Source organism: Saccharothrix xinjiangensis (genome assembly GCF_039527585.1).
In the GTDB taxonomy this organism is placed as follows: Bacteria; Actinomycetota; Actinomycetes; order Mycobacteriales; family Pseudonocardiaceae; genus Actinosynnema; species Actinosynnema xinjiangensis.
The window spans coordinates 962,003-979,264 of sequence record NZ_BAAAKE010000001.1; the positions used below are offsets into that span (position 1 = coordinate 962,003).

Sequence of the window (17,262 nt, forward strand, 5' to 3'; positions counted from 1 at the left end):
CGGATCATCCGGTTAATCGCTTGAAGTTCCAGCGACTGGAGAGTTCAGGGTGGTCCCCGTGACGCACTACTCGATCGGCGACCTGGCGCGGATGACCGGCCTGTCCACGCGGACGATCCGGTTCTACTCCGACTCCGGCCTCATCCCCGTGGCGGGGAGGACGGCCGGCGGCTTCCGCACCTACGACGTCGACGGGTTGGCGCGGCTCAAGCTCGTCCGCACGCTGCGCGACCTGGGCGTGGACCTGCCCACCGCGCAGCGGGTGCTGGCGAGCGAGGTGTCCGTGGCCGAGGTGGCCCGGACGCACGCGGAAGCCATCGACGCGCAGATGCGCACGCTCCGGCTGCGCCGGGCCGTGCTGCGGGTCGTGGCGCGGAACGGGGAGGTGGAGATGGTGCACGAGTTGGCGCGGCTGTCGGAGGAGGAGCGGCAGGCGATCCTGGACGACTTCTTCGAGGAGGTGTTCGGCGGCCTGGACCTGGAGCCGGGCTTCGAGCAGGGCATGAGGTCCGTCCGGATCGAGCTGCCCGACGACCCGACGCCCGAGCAGCTGGAGGCGTGGATCGAACTGGCGAACCTGGTGCGGGACCCGGACTTCCGCGCCTCGATCCGCCGCATGTCGGTCCGCCACCAGGAGCTGAGGGCGGAGGGCGCGGACATGTCCGCCCCGGCGCCGGAGCAGCGCGAGGCGTTCCAGTACGCGATCGACCAGGCGCGCGAGGCGCTGGCCGCGGGCGCCGCCCCGCGTTCCGCCGAGGGCGCCGAGGTCGTGCGCCGCGTGAACGAGCGGTGGTCCACCGTCCTGGACGTCCCGATCGGCCCGGAGCTCTCGCGGCGGCTGGAGGAGTTCGGCGACCCGAGGGCCGAGCGGTACTGGGCGCTGATCGCGAAGATCAACGGCTGGCCGGCCGTGCCGGACACGAGCGCCGAGCGGGACTGGCTGGTCGAGGCGATGAGGTAGGTCCGCCCGGTGCGGAAGCGGCGGCGGGGTCTCCCGCGTCCTTGAGAGACCCCGCCACTCAGGCTCCCGGACGGCCTGGCGGCGGCCCGGGAGGGATCGACTACTTGATCTGCACCCCGGAAATGGCCCATGCCACCACCAAACGCTGGATCTCCGACGTCCCCTCGAAGATGGTGAAGATCTTGCGGTGGGGTGGGGCTGACCTGGGCACATGGCGTGGAATGGCTAGCTGACCTGCGCATACGTGGTCGACGTTTGTCGTCGTTGACCATCGCTCTCCAACGTCTCACGGCCTGGAGACGGCCTGGAAGTTGATCAAGGTGCTGAGGGCACCACATCGGTACGCGGTCACCAACGGTGACAACACTCGTGCCGGTGTGGTGCCCTCCGCTGTATCGGGCCAGCCCTCGTTGGCCGCTGGCGCGGAGCGTCGGCGGGCGTCGATCGCCGTGCCCAGCAAGTCTGGGGCGACCCACCGCGCGATCGGCCCGAGCGATGGACGCTGGTAGCTCGTGGCATAACTCGCCGTCGTCGGTGGCGCGCTGCCTCGCACAGCTCAGGCCGCGCCGCCCGGCCGCCGGGCGTGAGCGAAGCGGGAGCCCGGCGAGCCGGGATGGATGCGGCCCCAATGCCAGCGCGACAGGCCCCGCGCGCGCCGCCGACGGCGGCGCGCCTTGATCCCATAGAGCAGCGTTCGGCAGCTCCGGTATGACTCCGTACCTTGTTCCGCCACTCGGTGGCTGACGAGACGCTCGTGTCAACCTGGGGTCGTCAGCAGGCTGCTGTCAATCTCAGGTTGACATGTGCCAACTAAGTTGACACCCTCAGTCAGGCAACGTCAGGCACTGCCAGGCAGATCGACTGGCTTGTCGCATGGAGAAGGCCGAGCCAGCTCGCGAAACTAGCTCGGCCTCCGCCTGTCACAGACCTCGGATCAACTGCCAAGTGACGTACGCGGTCTGTGCAGCAGCAGCGAAGAGCCTGGCTCCGATGAGAGCCGGGCTTTCGTTGTTGGTCCTCTTACGTGAGCGCTTCTTCTTCGCTGCCTTGGATCGGTAGCGCATCTAACCCCCTTGCAGTACGAGGCCCGTAGCCTCAGAACTGGTCCTTCCAGCCCCCGGGGGCCTGGAACGACGAGGTAGCCGCTGCCGATCTGAAGTGATTACACCCCTATCGGTGAGAGAGTGGCAACTAGGAGGCAATGACTGCAGCGCGTTGCCGTGTGGTGTCCACAGGCTGTCCCCAGGTGCTAGTTGACGGCCACGACCTGCATGTGCAGAGGTCGGCTTTGTTGAGTCTCTGCAGCGCTACGGTCAAAACGTCGACTTAAACCCCTGTCCTTGACATTGGTGGACAGAAGTGCTAGTAGCCTAATGGATCATCAACTTGAATCGGGGTTATCCCCGGCTCGGCGTGTCGCTGCTATGATATTAATCACCCCTTCGATGCACTGTTGCAGGCTCTGAATGATCATATCGGGCCTTACTTCACGAAGAGCTTCGATCTTGTGTGGCTTATTGGCGAAGCCGATCACCTTGGCCTCTGCGGCTCGTGCACCAACGACATCACTTGGTGAGTCGCCCAGAAGGGTGCAAGCGTCCACCCGAGCGTTGAGTTTGCTTGCTGCGGACCGGATGAGGTGAGGGCTGGGCTTCAGAAGACAGGGGTTGGGCTCTGTCCGGGCCGACACGTACTGCACATGACTTGCAAGGCCATGTCGCTGCAGGTACATCTGTACTGCAGATGCTGAGTTGTTGCTAACGATCGCGAGTGGACGGCCTGTGGCGTGCCATCTGCTCATGAGCTCGTGTGAGTGGCTCGTGGGATCTGCTGTAGTGACGGCTTCGACCTCGTATGCCCGTAGCGCTGCTTCGACACGACGTGCTGTGTCGAGCCCTAGCACTGATGAGTAGTGGAAGACGGCGAAGGGGTCCTCAGTTTTCTCGACTTCGACGGGCAGGTCGGTGTGTCCTCCATCCGCCAGAACTTCGCGAAGCTTCATCGCGATGAAGTGAGCTGGGGTGCCGGCGAAGACCGAGCACACAGGACCATCGAAGTCAAGTAGTAGGGCCTCGGTGTGGGTCAAGATCCGGCGCAGAACCTCGGGGTCGTCTGTGTGCACTTCGCTGGCGATCACCGCTTGCACTCCGACGCGATCGAGCTCCATAGGCTGTCGAACCATGTGCGAGCCTGCTCGACATACTGGCTGCCGGTGCTGGTGTCGTCGTCGGTTGTGCTGTGGTGGAAGAGGATGGCGTCTTTGCCCATGAGGTCGTAGATGGCTTGGGGTTGGCTGTCAAGGGTGAGGACGTGTTCGCGGACTGGGTAGAAGCCGAAGAAGGCTTCGTTGTTGTTGATCAGGTAGAGCTTGAAGAGTGGGGCGGCTCGGTGGACTCGGACTTCGGCGGTGGCTTCCTTGACCAGGCCGAGGGCTGCCAGCTCGGTGACGTTGTCGACGATGGCCAGGGTGTGGCGGCGCATGATGTCGGCGGCGCGTTCGCGGAAGGCCGGGCTGTCTGCCTGGTCCTCGACGGTGCAGGGGACCGGCCACGGGACGGTGGGGTCGGGGACGAGGATGCGGACGTGGATCGTCTCGGGGGTGAGGCGGCCGATGCGGATCTTGTCCAGAGGTTCCTGGATGACGCCGTGCAAGGTCTCGCCGGAGAAGCCCGAGAAGTCGATGGTGACGTGGTCGGCTTCGAAGGCTCGTTCGATGTGAGGACGTAGTCCTACCGGGCGTTCGGTGCGTTCTCGGACGAAGACGCCGCTACCCTGCCTGGAGATGATCAGGCCCTCGTCGCGCAGTTCTCGTAGGGCGTTCTGCACGGTCATCGGTGCCACGTCGTACTTCTTGGCCAGCTCGGCCCGTGAGGGGAGCTTGTCCCCAGCCTTGAAGACCTTGGTCAGGATGGCGGCTCGTAGTGCGTTTGCCACCTGCATGTACGGCGGTCGTGGGTCATCCGGGTCCAGTGCCATCGGTTGCTACTCCATCGCGCCGTAGGTGCCTCGTCGTAGGTCTACCGCGACATGTTAGGACCACCTGTCTAGCTCACCTAGGGAGCTAGCTCACCCAACTGGGTGACATCGGCTTGACCTGTCTAGCCAAGCTGGCTTACCTTCTCAACTTGTCTAGCTCGTATAGACGAGCTGGCTTGGTGATGGAGGTGGCTGGATATGGCGATTCCGTACGGGACGCGGTTCGAGGCGTCGTTTGACCAGGTCTTCCCCATGGGGGCGCTGATGGTCGGGGAGGTCGCGCCGGACATGGAGTACATGAGCGCTGACGACAAGGCGCGGGGTAGGCAGGCCAAGCAGAAGGTGGACGAGCGGACCGGTAAGCGTCAGTGGAAGGTCGTGGTGACCGACCCGTCCGCGGAGAAGGAGCGGGACGCGTCGGTGACGGTGACGGTCTTGGCGGACGTGCAGCCGGTGCCGCCGTCGGCTGTGGCGGTGATGCCCGGGGTCGAGGTGCGGCCGTTGGCGTTCGAGGGGCTGACGGTTGAGCCGCGGGTGATGGGGGATCGGTACAAGTACCTCGGGTTCACCATCCGGGCTGCCGGGATCGTGTCGCCGCAGGGTGGGGCGGCCTCCGGTCGGCGTGCGGGTGAGAGGCCCCAGGGCGAGCAGAAGGCGGCCTGAGTGGCGTGGCCGTCTCATGAGGCGGTCGCTCGGTGGAACCTCGCGTACGCGAAGCAGACCGAGGCCCTGTTCGCGGCGTCCACTGTGGATGATCCAGGAGCGGTGCTTCGGTTGGCTGACGGTTACCTGGCGGTGGCATGGGCCTGGCGGGTCTTGGCCGCTGATCTGGGCACACCGTTGTGGGCTCGTCATGCCTGCGCTGTCGCTGTTGAGGACTTCGATCGGCGGGCGCGGATCGAGTACGCGCGAGTCGGTTCTGCCGGGGACGGTGTCGGATGAACCAGGGGAGCGGTTACTCCGTTCGGCTTCGGTCCGAGGCGTTCGACAAGGCTGTGCGGCTTGCGGCTTTTCCGTCCGACTACGCGCTCGCGCGGGCGATGAAGGTCAACCGTTCCACGGTGACGCGCGTGAGGGCTGGTGACCTTCAACCGGGACCGGCGTTCATCGGTGGCGCGCTGAAGGCGTTGGAGCCCATGGCGTTCCACGACCTGTTCGAGGTTGTCCAGCCCTCTTGTGGCGAGGGCATCTAATTCGTTGGCGTTCGGGCCGTGGCGGAGCTGTGCCCGAAATGACTTGGAGAATTGCTATGGGCAATGGTGGTAATTCGCGGCCGGAACCGACTGTGCGAAGCAGGACGCTGGGTGCCGAACTGAGGAACCTGCGGCATTCCACGGGCTTGCAGTTCGGCGCTCTGGTGGAGGCGCTGGGCGTTTCGCCGGGGTGGTTGTCGAAATTGGAGACCGGGAGTCGGCGGACCAGTGCGCTCAACGTCGCCCGGTTGCTCGGGTTCTACCGGGTCGACACGGAAACGTTCAACTACGTCATGAATCTGTGTCATGACCTGGATGCCGGGAACCTGATCTGGAGTCACGGCTTGGGCGGGGTCGATGAGGTGCCCGTGCTGCTCAGGCACGAGAAGGCGGCTCGGGAGATCTTCTGTTACGACGTGGTGGGCATCCCGGCGCTCGCTCAGTCCGAGGACCACATGCGCGCGGTCTTCGGTCGGAGCGCCTACTTGGACGCTGACGGTGTTGAGCGGTGCGTGACAGCGCGGAAGGTGCGTCAGGAGGTGCTGACTTCCTCCAGGCCGTTGAAGTGCACGTTCATCGTTCGAGAGCTGACCCTGCGCCATCTCGGTAGTGACCGCGAGGCGGTGTGGGGCCAGTTGATGCACCTGTTCTGGCTCGGTCACACCGGGAAGGTGAACGTCCGGGTCATCGGACGCGATGTGCCGTCCGGTTACTGGGACCAGTTCTCGTTCACGCTGATGCGTTCGTTCGAATTTCGGCCGGTGGTGCACATCGACGTCACGCCGTGCAGCCTGTTCCTGGACGACCCGCAGGAAACCGACGTGTACGCGGAATCGGCCCGGTTGCTGATGGGGAACGCGATGGGCGCGGAGGAGTCTCAAGCGTTCATCGGACACCTGGCCGGCAAGGTGGGCGCATCGGCGGAGTTGCGCCACTGAAACAGTTCGTCGCCGGTTGGCGTGAGTCGCGGGAAACAGTCCGGAAGTCTTGGCGGGCCTCGTCTGTTTCTCCGCGACTCACGTGACCGGTTCTGCTCGTACTTCTGCCCAAGGAGTTCCGGTCATGTCGAGGGTATCTGTCGTCAGGGGAAGCGCGTCAAGCCACGCGGTTGCCCCATCGGTGTGGAAGCTCCCCAACGGTCGCCCCTGCGGTCAATGCCGCCGTTTCGGCGTCTACGCGCCCAACCAGCTCGTTTGCTGCACGTGCTTGGGCTGGCTGCCGTTGATTTTCGTCCCGGCGGGGCGTGCACGATGAACAGCGGTGGGAAGTGGGTAGACCCGGCTCCGTTCGAGGGCGCTCGGCCTCGGGTGCCGTGGTGGGTGTTGGTGCCGGGCAAGGCGAAGTGGCTAGCTGCTCTGGTGGCGCTGGTGTGGGCCGTCGTCATTGGTGGCGTGCGCCTGGTGCTCGTCGTCGTGCGGTACCCGGTCGCCACGCTCGTCCCGGCATCGGCGGCCTGGTGCTGGTGGCACTTCGGGCTCTCGCCGCTGGTGCTGGCGCTGTTGTCGCTGGTGGCGGCACTGCTGTTGTGGTTCGGGTACGACCGGGCGTCGTTTCTGCGGTGGTGCTGGTTCCGACTGGTCACCGAGTGGCGGCGGGCGACCGTGTACGTGCCCCGATGGCGGTCGGTGATGCGGCTGGCAGACCTGGCCAAGCGGGAACGGTGGCGCGAGTACCGGCCTCGGCTGCGGCGAGTGCGGTCGGAGGGGTGGCGGGACCGGGTTCGGGTGCGGATGATTCCGGCCCAGTCCCCGGACGCGTGGGAGCTGCGGCGGGACGGGCTGGCGCATTCGTTCGGCGCGCGTTCGTGCCGGGTGCGGGTGCTGCGGCCTCGGGTTCTCGAACTGGACTTCGTGCACGCTGACCCGCTGGTACGGCCGGTGCCGGTGCCCGCGTTGGGCTCGGCTGAGCTGGACCTCAAGCGGGTGGTCGTCGGGCGGACCGAGACGGGAAAGCCGTGGCGGCTGCGGCTGCTCGGGTCTCAGCTCCTGGTGGTCGGTGTGCCCGGTGCCGGTAAGGGCTCGGTGTTGTGGTCGCTGGTGTGGCAGCTCGCGCCAGCGGTCCGGGCGGGCCTGGTGCGGCTGATCGGGATCGACCCCAAGGGCGGGATGGAGCTGGGCCAGTGCCCCGACGCCTTTGACCGGCTGGTCTTCAGCAACGGCGCTGACGCGGTCGAGCTGCTGGAGGAGATCGCCGCTGAGGTGAAAGAGCGCGCCTCGCGCTACCGGGGCATTCGGCGGCTGTGGGCTCGGGACACCGGGGAGCCGTTGACCGTGCTCGTGGTGGACGAGCTGGCGGACGTGATCGCCTACCAGCCGGATCGGCAGCTCCGGGAACGGGCGGCGCGGGCGGTGCAGACGATCGCCTCACAGGGTCGTGCACCCGGGTACGTGCTCGTCGGCCTGGTCCAGGACCCGCGCAAGGAGGTCGTCGGCTTCCGGCACCTGTTCACCACGCGGGTGGCGCTGAGGCTGGACGAACCGCAACAGGTGGACATGGTCCTGGGGGACGGCGTCCGGCAGCGTGGCGCGGCGGCGCACGAGATCGCGGAGGACACGCCTGGGGTCGCCTGGGTGAAGCAGGACGGGCAGCGGGAGCCGGATCGGGCTCGGGCCTTCCACGTCACCGACAACGACCTTGCCGTGCTGCGGGACTACTTCCGGCCCGCTGAGGTGCGGCCGTTCCCGACCACGCCCGGCGGTGCTGAGGAGGTGGCGGCATGAGCGGCGGGACGCGGGCTGAGCGGATGCGGCAGCCGATGGCGCTGGACGTGGCCAAGGCTGCCGCCGAGCAACACGGCGTGTGCGTGCGGCCGTTCACGATGGAAGTCGAGGACCGGTCCAGCTTCGAAGTCCGGTACGTGGCGGTGCCGTGTGGGTCGACGGTGGAGAGCGTCTGTGGGCCGTGCGCTCGTAAGGCGAAGGCGTTGCGGATGGTCCAGTGCCGTGAGGGCTGGCACCTGGTCGAGGAACCCGACTTCACCCCCGATCCGCCCACGAAGGATCAGTAAGGAGTTGTTGACCTTCCGGGCCGATCTGGTCAAGGCGTACCGGGAGGCGGTCGCGGTCGGTGAGGCAGGTCATGCGGATGAGCTGAGGGAGGAGATCCACTCGGTTGATGCGGAGTTGCGGCAGCTCGGTGTCCGCGGCCGTTTCCCCTCCCCCGACGCACCCGGCAACAAGAGGCCGGTGAAGCGGTCGACCAAGCGCCGCCAGGATGCCCCGGAGTTGCCTCGGCGGCGGGTGGAGAAGCGCACGGTCGGGCGGGAGTACGCGGGCGGCTTTCGGCCCTCGATGTTCGTCACGCTGACCCTGGACAGCTACGGACGGGTGCGCGACGACGGCACCCCGGTCGATCCGGACACCTATGACTACCGGCGAGCTGCGCGGGATGCGGTGCACTTCGCCTCCCTGGTCGACAGGTGGTGGCAGAACCTCCGGCGGGTCGTGGGGTGGGAGGTGCAGTACTTCGCCACCGTCGAACCCCAGCGACGGGCAGCGCCGCACCTGCACGCCGCGATCCGCGGTTCGATCCCGCACGAGACCATCCGGCTCGTCACCGCGGCGACCTACCACCAGGTGTGGTGGCCCAACCACGACCAGCGCGTCTACGGGGACGGGCACCTGCCGGTCTGGGACGCGCGGGTCGAAGCGTTCGTCGACCCCGACACTCGACAGCCGTTGACGGCCTGGGCCGACGCGGTCGAGACCGTGGACGAGCCGGCGCACGTGGTGACCTTCGGCCGTCAGGTCCACTCCAAAGGCATCCTCGGCGGCTCACAGGAAGCCGGACGGCACATCGGCTACCTGACCAAGTACCTCACCAAAGCCATCGGTGAGGTAGTCGAGCAGCGCACCGAGCGGCAACGGCGGCACGCGGACCGCCTGGCGGACGAACTGGCCCTCACCCCCTGCTCGGACCGCTGCCCGGTCTGGCTGCTCTACGGTGTCCAACCACGCGGCGCGAACTCCCGCACCACCCCCGGCCACTGCAAAGGCCGCGCCCACCGCCGGACCACGCTCGGCCTGCCCGGCCGCCGCGTCCTGGTCTCCCGCAAGTGGTCGGGAAAGACCCTGGCCGACCACCGGGCGGACCGGAAGCGCTTCGTCCTGGAGGCGCTCAAAGCGGTCGGCATCGAGAAGCCCGAGCCGGACACCTCTCAACTCATCTGGCACAAGGTCCGCCCCGGCGACCCCAACGTGCCACCACGCGCACACCAACTCATGCACGCCATAGCCCAGCGCGTGACCTGGAAAGCCGAGTACGACCGCGCCCTCCTGGCGGCCACCGGCTCACCCCCGGATCTTTCGGCAGTTCCACAAGCGGCCTGAGACGGGGAGGGGGACGGCAATGAGCGGGAACGAGTTCGACCGGCTGTGGAGCGTTGACGACCTCTCCGCCTACCTCGGCGTACCGGTCCACACCATCCGTGGCTGGCGCACCAAGAACTACGGGCCACCGGCCCGCAAGATCGGCAAGCACCTCCGGTGGGACCCGGCCGAAGTCCGCGACTGGTTCAACAGCCTCGACCAGCACGCGGCCTGAAGAACCCCGGCAATTCAACACACAGGAGAGGACTGTCATGGGTCACGTCCAAGACCGCTGGTGGAAGGAGGTCAAGGACCCGGTGACGGAGCAGGTCACCAGGGTCAAGACCTCCCTGTACGGCCTCGGCCTCCGGTACAAGGTGCGCTACCTCGACCCCAACGGCGTCGAGCGGTCCAGGAGCTTCCCGGACCGGCAGAAGAAGAAGGCCGAGGACTTCCTCATCGAAATGGAGTCCGACAAGCGCGAGGGGAAGTACATCGACCCCAACGCGGGCAAGATCCTGTTCAAGGAGCAGGCCGAGAGTTGGCTCAAGGGCTACTCGGCGGACGCGGGCACCCGGCAGACGATCAGGAGCCGGCTCCGGAGCCAGGTCTACCCGTACTTCGGTCACCACCAGGTCGGCGCGATCACGCCCCAACTCATCCGCGACTGGTTGGGCGAGATGCACGAGAAGGGCCTCGGCCCGACCTACCAGGCGGTGCTGTTCGAGACGCTGTCGTCGATCATGAACTCGGCCGTCGACGACAAGCGCATCCACGCCAACCCCTGCAAGGTCAGGAGCATCAAGCGGCCCCAGCGGTCGCCGCGCAAGGTCGTCCCCTGGCCCGCGTCACGCCTGCACAAGCTCCGGATGGCGCTGGACGCGCGCTTCAAGATCGTGGCCCAGCTCGGCGCGGGGTGCGGTCTGCGGCAAGGGGAGATCCTGGCGTTCTCGCCGGACGACATCGACCGGGAAGCCCTGGTGATCAACGTCCAGCGCCAGGTCAGGCTGATCGACCGCACGTTGGTGTTCTCGCTGCCCAAGCGGAACAAGGAGCGCCAGGTGCCGCTGTCCGAGACCGTCCTGGCGACGATCGACGCCTACGTGGAGCTGTTCCCGCCCACACCCGTGACCCTGCCGTGGGACGACCCCAAGGGCGACCCCGTCACGGTGAACCTGCTCATGACCCGCGAGGACGGCAGGCCGCACAACGGCGACCTGTTCAACAAGCTCGTCTGGGTGCCCGCCTTCAAGCGGGCGGGCCTGACCTACGCCAAGCGCCAGGACGGGATGCACGCCATGCGGCACCTGTACGCCTCGGTCCTCCTGGCCCAGGGCGTCTCCATCAAGGAGCTGGCGGAGTACCTGGGCCACGCGGACCCGGGCTTCACGCTCCGTACTTACACGCACCTGCTGCCGTCCAGTCACCAGCGCGCCCGGAAAGCGGTGGACGGGGTCTTCCGCGTCCCGAAGACCCCGTCCCGCTCCCAGACGGCCTGACGACGGCCTGGGGTGATCAACTAGCGAATCGTCATGCCCGAGATGGCCCGTGACACGACCAAACGCTGGATTTCGCTGGTCCCCTCGAAGATGGTGAAGATCTTCGCGTCCCGGTGCATCCGCTCCACCGGGTGCTCCCGCGTGTACCCCGCCCCGCCCAGGATGTGGATCGCCCGCTCCGTCGCCCACACCGAGACCTCGCCGGCCTTCAGCTTGGACATCGACCCCTCGCCCGCCGTGAACGGCACGTTGTTGCGCCCCATCCACGCCGCCCGCCACACCAGCAGCCGCGCGGCGTCGATCTCCATCCTCATGTTCGCCAGGTCGAAGGCGATCGACTGGTTCTCGATGATCTTCCGCCCGAACGCCTCGCGGTCCTTCGCGTACTCCAGCGCGTACTCGTAGGCCGCCCGCGCCACGCCGACCGCCATCGCGCCGACCGTGGGCCGCGTGGTCTCGAACGTCGCCATCGCCGCCTGGCCGCCGGCCTTCTGGCCCTCGCGCGCCCGCGCCAGCCTCGCGTCCAGCCGCTCCTTGCCGCCCAGCAGGCAGCGGCCCGGGACGCGGACGTCGTCGAGGAACACGTCCGCCGTGTGGGAGGCGCGCATCCCGTGCTTCTTGATCTTGCCCGGCGAGGACAGGCCCGGCGTGCCGGGCGGGATGACGAAACCGGCCTGCCCGCGCGCGCCCAGCGACGGGTCCACCACGGCGGTGACCACGTGGACGTTGGCGATGCCGCCGTTGGTCGCCCACGCCTTCTGGCCGTTGATCACCCACTCGTCCGTCTTCTCGTCGTGCACCGCCCGCGTCCGGTAGCCCGCCACGTCGGAGCCCGCCTGCGGCTCGGACGCGCAGAACGCGGCCAGCTTCGGCTCGTCCTCCGTGCCGAAGCACTCGGGCACCCACTCGGCCAGCTGCTCGGGCTCGCCGGACGCGAAGATGCCCGCCGCCGCGAGGCCCGTGCCCATCAGCGCCAGGGCGATCCCGGCGTCACCCCAGAACAGCTCCTCGGTGGCGATCGGCAGCGACAGCCCGATCGGGTCGGCGAACCACGTGGCCAGCGACTCGAACCCGTACAGGCCGATCTTGGCGGCCTCCTGGATCACCGGCCACGGCGTCTCCTCGCGCTCGTCCCACTCGGAGGCCGCCGGTCGGATCACGTCCTTGGCGAAGCCGTGCACCCAGTCGCGCAGGTCGACCTGGTCCTCGTTCAGCTCAAGCGAAAAACCGCCCATGGTCCCCTCACGCCTTCGGGATGGTGAACAGGCTCATGAAGCCGGCCGCGAAGCCCAGGTCGCCCTTGACCTTCAGCTTGCCGGTCATGAACAGCACCGGCGCCGACGCGTTGCCGGTCGCGAGCTTCAGGAACTCCACCGGTCCCAACGTCACCGAGGCCCTGGGGTCACGGGTCGCGGACTTGTTGATCGCGCACGTGGCGTTCTCGATGATCACCTCGTACAGGTCCTCGGGGGAGGCGCCGGTGAGGTGGAAGTGCACCACGGCCCGCGTGGCGCCGGCCCGGTCGCCGCGGAAGTGGACCTCCATGCGCCGGAAGACCTCGTCGAGCACGCGCGTGCGCAGGCCGGGCCGGGACGTGACCGCCTCGACCTGCTCCTTGGACGCGCGGGCGATGATGCGGGCGAAGTTCTGGGCGTCCATCTTCGCCAGGTCCAGGTTCGCGCCGCCGTCGGCCAGCGCGCCGAGCGCGTCGAGCAGGTCGGCGAACTCGTCGCGTCCCAGCTTCCTGGGGTCGATGCCCCGCGCGATGACGTCGATGTCGACGTCGACGAGCGCCGGGTCGCCCGGGTCGACCTGCTTGAGCGTTGAGATCAGCTCCCGGGGGCTGAGCTTCGCGATCGCCTCGGTGGAGAGGTCGATGGTCATGAGTGGCTCCTCCGCTACCTACTAAGCGGTAAGCCTACTGGCGAGTAGGTAAGGGGGCAAGCACTTCGGAGTAACCTTGCCGCAGTCTTCAGGGGGTGTGATGCACGCTGAGCAACCGGTACGCACCGGCCGGGCGAAGAGGCTCCCGCGCGCGGTGCGCGAACGGCAGATCATGGATGCTGCCGTCGACGTCTTCTCGCGCCTGGGTTTCCACGCCGCGTCCATGGACGAGATCTCCGAGGTCGCGGGCATCTCCAAGCCCATGCTCTACGCGTACCTGGGCTCGAAGGAAGAGCTGTTCGCCACGTGCATCCGCCGCGAGGCCACCCGCATGATGGAGGCCATCGCCAACGGCGTCGAGGCCGAGGCGCCGCCGGACGTGCAGCTGTGGAGCGGGCTGCGCGCCTTCTTCGGCTTCGTCGCCGAGAACCGCGCGAGCTGGCAGGTCCTGCACCGGCAGGCGTCCTCGCAGGGCGGGCCGTTCGCCGAGGAGCTGGCCGACATGCGCGGGCGGGCGATCAGCCTGGTGGCCGCGCTGCTGGTGCACTCCGCCGACTTCGCGAACGTGCCGCGGGCGGGCGACAAGGAGGCCGAGTCGCTGGCCGCGGCGCTCGTGGGCGCGGGCGAGTCGCTGGCCGACTGGTGGCTCGACAACCCCGATGAGCCGGCCGGCGTCGTCGCCGCCCGGCTCATGAACCTGGTCTGGATGGGCTTCGGGGACCTGGTGGCGGGCGACGTGTGGCACCCGCCGTCGCGGAGGACGTCGGCCGGTTAGGCCAGGGCGTTCCTCAGCACGGCGATCGCCTGCGCGATGGCTGCTTCGGCGGCGTGGGTCTCGCGCAGGGCGTTGAGCATCACGAAGTCGTGGATCACGCCCTGGTAGCGGACCGCGGTCACCGGCACGCCGGCCTCGCGCAGCTTGTTCGCGTAGGCCTCGCCCTCGTCGCGCAGCACGTCGGCCTCGGCGGTGATCACCAGCGCCGGCGGCAGGTCGCGCAGCTCCTCGGTGGTGGCCCGCAGCGGCGAAGCGGTGATCCGCGCCCGCTCCTCCTCCGAGGTCGTGTACTGGTCCCAGAACCACTGCATCGCGTCGCGCCGCAGGAAGTAGCCCTCGGCGAACTCGTGGTACGACGGCGTGTCGAAGGCCGCGTCGGTCACCGGGTAGAACAGCACCTGCTGCGCGAAGCGCACGTCGCCGCGCTCCTTGGCCAGCAGGGTCAGCGCGATCGACATGTTCCCGCCGACCGAGTCGCCCGCCACCGCGAGCCGCGAGCCGTCGAGGCCCTTCGCGGCGCCCTCGGTGGTGACCCACCGGGCCACGGCGTAGCTCTCCTCGACCGCGGTCGGGTACTTGGCCTCCGGCGAGAGGCTGTAGTCGGGGAACACGACGGCCGCGCCCGTGCCGACGGCCAGCTCGCGGACCAGGCGGTCGTGCGTGTGGGAGTTGCCGAACACCCAACCCGCGCCGTGGACGTAGAGGACCACCGGCAGCGGGCCGGTCGCGCCGCGCGGGCGCACGATCCGGACGGGCACCTCGCCGACGGTCACCTGCTCCTCGTCGACCTCGGGCTTGGGCACCTCGCCCGACTGCACCTCGTCCACGGCCTTGCGGCCGTCGACCGGGCCCAGGTCGAACAGGTACGGCGGGTTCGCGGTCGCGGTGGCGAACGCGGCGGCCGCGGGCTCCAGGACGGTCATGTCCGGCTCCTTCTGCTTCGCTCCCGGCTTCGTCCCGGGCTGACGTCCAGAACCATAGTCCCCAATTAGATCGTGCACAATCTAAATGGGCACGGGTGTATCGTGGGCTCGCTCACAGGGGATTCGAGGAGGACGCCGTGCGGGACTTCAGCCTGGAGCTGGACGACCAGCTCTGCTTCGCGCTCTACGCCGCCTCGCGGGCCGTCACCGCGCGGTACCGGCCGCTGCTGGACGACCTGGGCCTGACCTACCCGCAGTACCTGGTGATGCTGGTGCTGTGGGAGCGCGGCTCGGTGCCGGTCAAGGACCTCGGCGCCGCGCTCCAGCTCGACTACGGCACGCTCTCGCCGCTGCTCAAGCGCCTGGAGGCCAACGGCCTGGTGCGGCGCGAACGCCGCGCCGACGACGAGCGGTCGGTGCGCGTCGTGCTCACCGGGCCGGGCGAGGAGCTGCGCGGGCGCGCGAAGGACGTGCCGCCCGCGATGGGCGCGACCATGGACCTCGACCCCGGGCAGACCGACCGGCTCCGCGACCTGCTGCGCACCCTGGTGGCCAACGTCAGCCGCTGATCACCCCCTCCAGGTGCGGCCGGTCCGACCACAGCGCGAACCGCCGGCCGTCACCGGTCGGCGTGGTCGAGAAGCCCACCCGGCCGGGCAGCTCGACCGGGGCCCTGAACCGCACGTCCACCTCGACCGCGTCCGGCAGCCGCCCCTCGAACGCCGCCACGCACCGGGCCTTCGACCACATCCCGTGCGCGATGGCCCGGCGGAAGCCGAACGCCCTGGCGGTGAGCGCGTGCAGGTGGATGGGGTTGCGGTCGCCCGACACGTCGGCGTAGCGCCGCCCGGCGTCGGCCGGCACCCGCCACACCGCCGTGGGCTCCGGCGCGGTGGCGCGGTCGCCGCCGGCGCGCTCGCCCGAGGGGGAGCCGCCGCCGCGCCGCAGGTAGGTCGACACGTCGACCCACACCTCCTCGCCGTCCACGGACGCCGTGGTCACCACGTCGAACTGCCGCCCGCGCTCGTGCGGCCGCAGGTCCGCCAGCTCCACGTGCAGCGACAGCGGCTCGCCCACCAGCAGCGGCCGCGTCCGCGTGATCCGGTTAGCGACGTGCACCAGGCCGGGCAGCGGGAACGGGAACCCGGGCCCGGTCATCAACCGGACCTGGAGCGGGAACGCGAGCACGTGCGGGTAGGTGACCGGCAGCTCGTCGCGCACGCCGAACCCGCACACCCGGTTGTAGCGGGCCAGGTGCCCCGGGTCGACGACCACCTCGGCGTCCAGCGAGGCGTCGGGCAGCTCGGAGCCGCGCCGGGCGAACCCGGTCAGCGCCGCCTTCGCGTACAGCAGGGTCAGGTTCGCCATCACGCCCCCAGCAGGCTCTGCCCGCACACCCGCACGACGTTGCCGTTCACGCCGGACGAAGCGGGGTGCGCGAACCAGGCGATCGCCTCGGCCACGTCGACCGGCAGGCCGCCCTGGGACAGGCTGTTCATGCGCCGCCCCGCCTCGCGGATGACCAGCGGCACCGCGGCGGTCATCTTCGTCTCGATGAACCCGGGCGCGACCGCGTTGACCGTGGCGCGGCCCGCGACCTCGGCGGAGAGGGCGTCGACCATGCCGATCACGCCCGCCTTGGTGGTGGCGTAGTTGGTCTGGCCGACGTTGCCCGCGATGCCGGCGATGGACGACACGCCGATGACCCGGCCGTCGGGCCGCAGGGCGTCCGCGGCGAGCAGCGCCTCGTTCACCCGCACCTGCGACGCGAGGTTGACCGCGACCACCGCGTCCCAGCGGGCGGCGTCCATCCGGCCGAGCGTCTTGTCCCGGGTGATGCCCGCGTTGTGCACGACGACGTCCACGCCGCCGTGCCGCAGGTCGAGGTGCTCGACGAGCCGGGCCGGCGCGTCGGCCGCGGTGACGTCGAGCTGGAGCGACGACCCGCCGACCCGGTTGGCGACCTTCGACAGCTCCTCGCCCTGCGCGGGCACGTCCAGGCACACCACGTGCGCCCCGTCGCGCCCCAGCACCTCGGCGATCGCCGCGCCGATGCCGCGCGCCGCGCCGGTGACCAGCGCGACCTTGCCCGCCAGCGGCCGCTCCCAGTCCTCCGGCGCGCCGACCCGCGCCGGTCCGACCCGGATCACCTGGCCGGACACGTACGCCGACCGCCCGGACAGCAGGAACCGCAGGGTCGACTCGACCGCGTCCTCGGCGCCGGGCGCCACCAGCACGAGCTGCGCGGTGCCGCCGCGCTTGAGCTCCTTGCCGACCGACCGGGTGAACCCCTCCAGGGCGCGCTGCGCGATCCGCGACCCGGTCGACCCGGTCGACGCGGGCGGCGCGCCCAGGACGACCACCCGACCGGACGGGCCGAGCGACCTGATCACCGGGTGGAAGAACTCGTGCAGCTCGCGCAGCCGCTCGACCGAGTCGATGCCGGAGGCGTCGAACACGAGCGCGGCGGGCCGGCCGGCGTCGGTGCCCACCTCGGCAGCCACCTCGGCGCCCATCGACCCCAGCGCGGCGCGGACGGGTTCGACGAGCCGCCCGCCGCCGCCGAGCAGCACGGGACCGTCGAGCGGGGGTTGGCCGGGGACGTGGCGGCGCAGCGGGTGCGGGCGGGGCAGGCCCAGCCTGCCCACGACGAACCGCCCGAACCCGGAGTTGGCGAACGACTGGTACCGATCCATGCGGACATCACACCCCCTACTCGCTGGTAAGTCTACTGGTCAGTAGGT

Annotated in this window: 16 protein-coding genes and 1 pseudogene; 10 read left to right on the forward strand and 7 right to left on the reverse strand. The window is 69.0% G+C overall.

Annotated features, from left to right (window positions below):
• Window positions 1–58 precede the first annotated feature (58 nt).
• On the forward strand, window positions 59–961 hold the full coding sequence (locus ABD223_RS04535; RefSeq protein ID WP_344034549.1) for a helix-turn-helix domain-containing protein: 903 nt from the start codon (window positions 59–61) through the stop codon (window positions 959–961).
• A 1,381-nt stretch (window positions 962–2,342) separates the two neighbouring features.
• Here the strand turns inward: ABD223_RS04535 and ABD223_RS04540 are convergent.
• A complete protein-coding gene (locus ABD223_RS04540) occupies window positions 2,343–3,098 on the reverse strand; it encodes an HAD family hydrolase (RefSeq protein WP_344034551.1) in 756 nt (251 codons plus the stop codon).
• Window positions 3,095–3,937, reverse strand: a complete 843-nt coding sequence (locus tag ABD223_RS04545) for a GntR family transcriptional regulator (RefSeq protein ID WP_344034552.1) — start codon at window positions 3,935–3,937, stop codon at window positions 3,095–3,097. Before ABD223_RS04545 ends, ABD223_RS04540 begins: the two co-directional genes overlap by 4 nt.
• 198 nt (window positions 3,938–4,135) lie before the next feature.
• On the opposite strand from ABD223_RS04545, the gene ABD223_RS04550 reads away from it, so the two are divergent.
• The 7 genes and pseudogenes from ABD223_RS04550 (at window position 4,136) to ABD223_RS04580 (ending at window position 10,936) form a co-directional block, all read left to right on the forward strand.
• The gene (locus ABD223_RS04550; protein ID WP_344034553.1) at window positions 4,136–4,600 is read left to right on the forward strand and encodes a hypothetical protein; all 465 of its coding nucleotides are present in this window, start codon (window positions 4,136–4,138) and stop codon (window positions 4,598–4,600) included.
• A gap of 275 nt (window positions 4,601–4,875) precedes the next feature.
• Window positions 4,876–5,130 (forward strand): transcriptional regulator, encoded by a 255-nt coding sequence (locus ABD223_RS04555; RefSeq protein WP_344034554.1) that lies wholly within the window; start codon window positions 4,876–4,878, stop codon window positions 5,128–5,130.
• Between the two features lie 92 nt (window positions 5,131–5,222).
• Window positions 5,223–6,068 (forward strand): helix-turn-helix domain-containing protein, encoded by an 846-nt coding sequence (locus ABD223_RS04560; protein WP_344034555.1) that lies wholly within the window; start codon window positions 5,223–5,225, stop codon window positions 6,066–6,068.
• 312 nt (window positions 6,069–6,380) lie between these two features.
• Window positions 6,381–7,850 carry an FtsK/SpoIIIE domain-containing protein gene (locus tag ABD223_RS04565; protein WP_380647375.1) on the forward strand — a complete coding sequence of 490 codons (1,470 nt, stop codon included), beginning with the start codon at window positions 6,381–6,383 and terminating at the stop codon, window positions 7,848–7,850.
• Between the two features lie 98 nt (window positions 7,851–7,948).
• A pseudogene (locus ABD223_RS04570) lies at window positions 7,949–9,458 on the forward strand (replication initiator).
• A gap of 19 nt (window positions 9,459–9,477) precedes the next feature.
• Complete coding sequence (locus tag ABD223_RS04575) at window positions 9,478–9,672, forward strand: helix-turn-helix transcriptional regulator (protein WP_344034557.1); 195 nt, start codon at window positions 9,478–9,480, stop codon at window positions 9,670–9,672.
• Window positions 9,673–9,709: 37 nt separating this feature from the next.
• Entirely contained in the window at window positions 9,710–10,936 is a 1,227-nt protein-coding gene (locus ABD223_RS04580; RefSeq protein ID WP_344034558.1) for a tyrosine-type recombinase/integrase, read from the forward strand.
• A 20-nt stretch (window positions 10,937–10,956) separates the two neighbouring features.
• On the opposite strand, the gene ABD223_RS04585 is transcribed toward ABD223_RS04580, so the two are convergent.
• Together ABD223_RS04585 and ABD223_RS04590 are read right to left on the reverse strand one after the other, a co-directional pair.
• Complete coding sequence (locus tag ABD223_RS04585; RefSeq protein WP_344034559.1) at window positions 10,957–12,171, reverse strand: acyl-CoA dehydrogenase family protein; 1,215 nt, start codon at window positions 12,169–12,171, stop codon at window positions 10,957–10,959.
• Between the two features lie 7 nt (window positions 12,172–12,178).
• Window positions 12,179–12,820 (reverse strand): SCP2 sterol-binding domain-containing protein, encoded by a 642-nt coding sequence (locus ABD223_RS04590; protein WP_344034560.1) that lies wholly within the window; start codon window positions 12,818–12,820, stop codon window positions 12,179–12,181.
• Between the two features lie 100 nt (window positions 12,821–12,920).
• Between ABD223_RS04590 and ABD223_RS04595 the strand changes: the two genes are divergently transcribed.
• Window positions 12,921–13,595, forward strand: a complete 675-nt coding sequence (locus tag ABD223_RS04595) for a TetR/AcrR family transcriptional regulator (RefSeq protein ID WP_344034561.1) — start codon at window positions 12,921–12,923, stop codon at window positions 13,593–13,595.
• Here ABD223_RS04595 and ABD223_RS04600 read toward each other — a convergent pair.
• Window positions 13,592–14,518: an alpha/beta hydrolase gene (locus ABD223_RS04600; RefSeq protein WP_344034562.1), complete on the reverse strand. Its 927-nt coding sequence runs from the start codon at window positions 14,516–14,518 to the stop codon at window positions 13,592–13,594. The genes ABD223_RS04595 and ABD223_RS04600 overlap by 4 nt on opposite strands.
• 137 nt (window positions 14,519–14,655) lie before the next feature.
• Here ABD223_RS04600 and ABD223_RS04605 point away from each other — a divergent pair, with 137 nt between their 5' ends.
• Window positions 14,656–15,087, forward strand: coding sequence for a MarR family winged helix-turn-helix transcriptional regulator (locus ABD223_RS04605; RefSeq protein ID WP_344034563.1), 432 nt, complete (start codon window positions 14,656–14,658; stop codon window positions 15,085–15,087).
• Here ABD223_RS04605 and ABD223_RS04610 read toward each other — a convergent pair.
• Window positions 15,077–15,886, reverse strand: coding sequence for a MaoC/PaaZ C-terminal domain-containing protein (locus tag ABD223_RS04610; RefSeq protein WP_344034564.1), 810 nt, complete (start codon window positions 15,884–15,886; stop codon window positions 15,077–15,079). The genes ABD223_RS04605 and ABD223_RS04610 overlap by 11 nt on opposite strands.
• The gene (locus tag ABD223_RS04615) at window positions 15,886–17,214 is read right to left on the reverse strand and encodes a 3-oxoacyl-ACP reductase (RefSeq protein ID WP_344034565.1); all 1,329 of its coding nucleotides are present in this window, start codon (window positions 17,212–17,214) and stop codon (window positions 15,886–15,888) included. The genes ABD223_RS04610 and ABD223_RS04615 overlap by 1 nt, the downstream gene beginning before the upstream one ends.
• Window positions 17,215–17,262 lie beyond the last annotated feature (48 nt).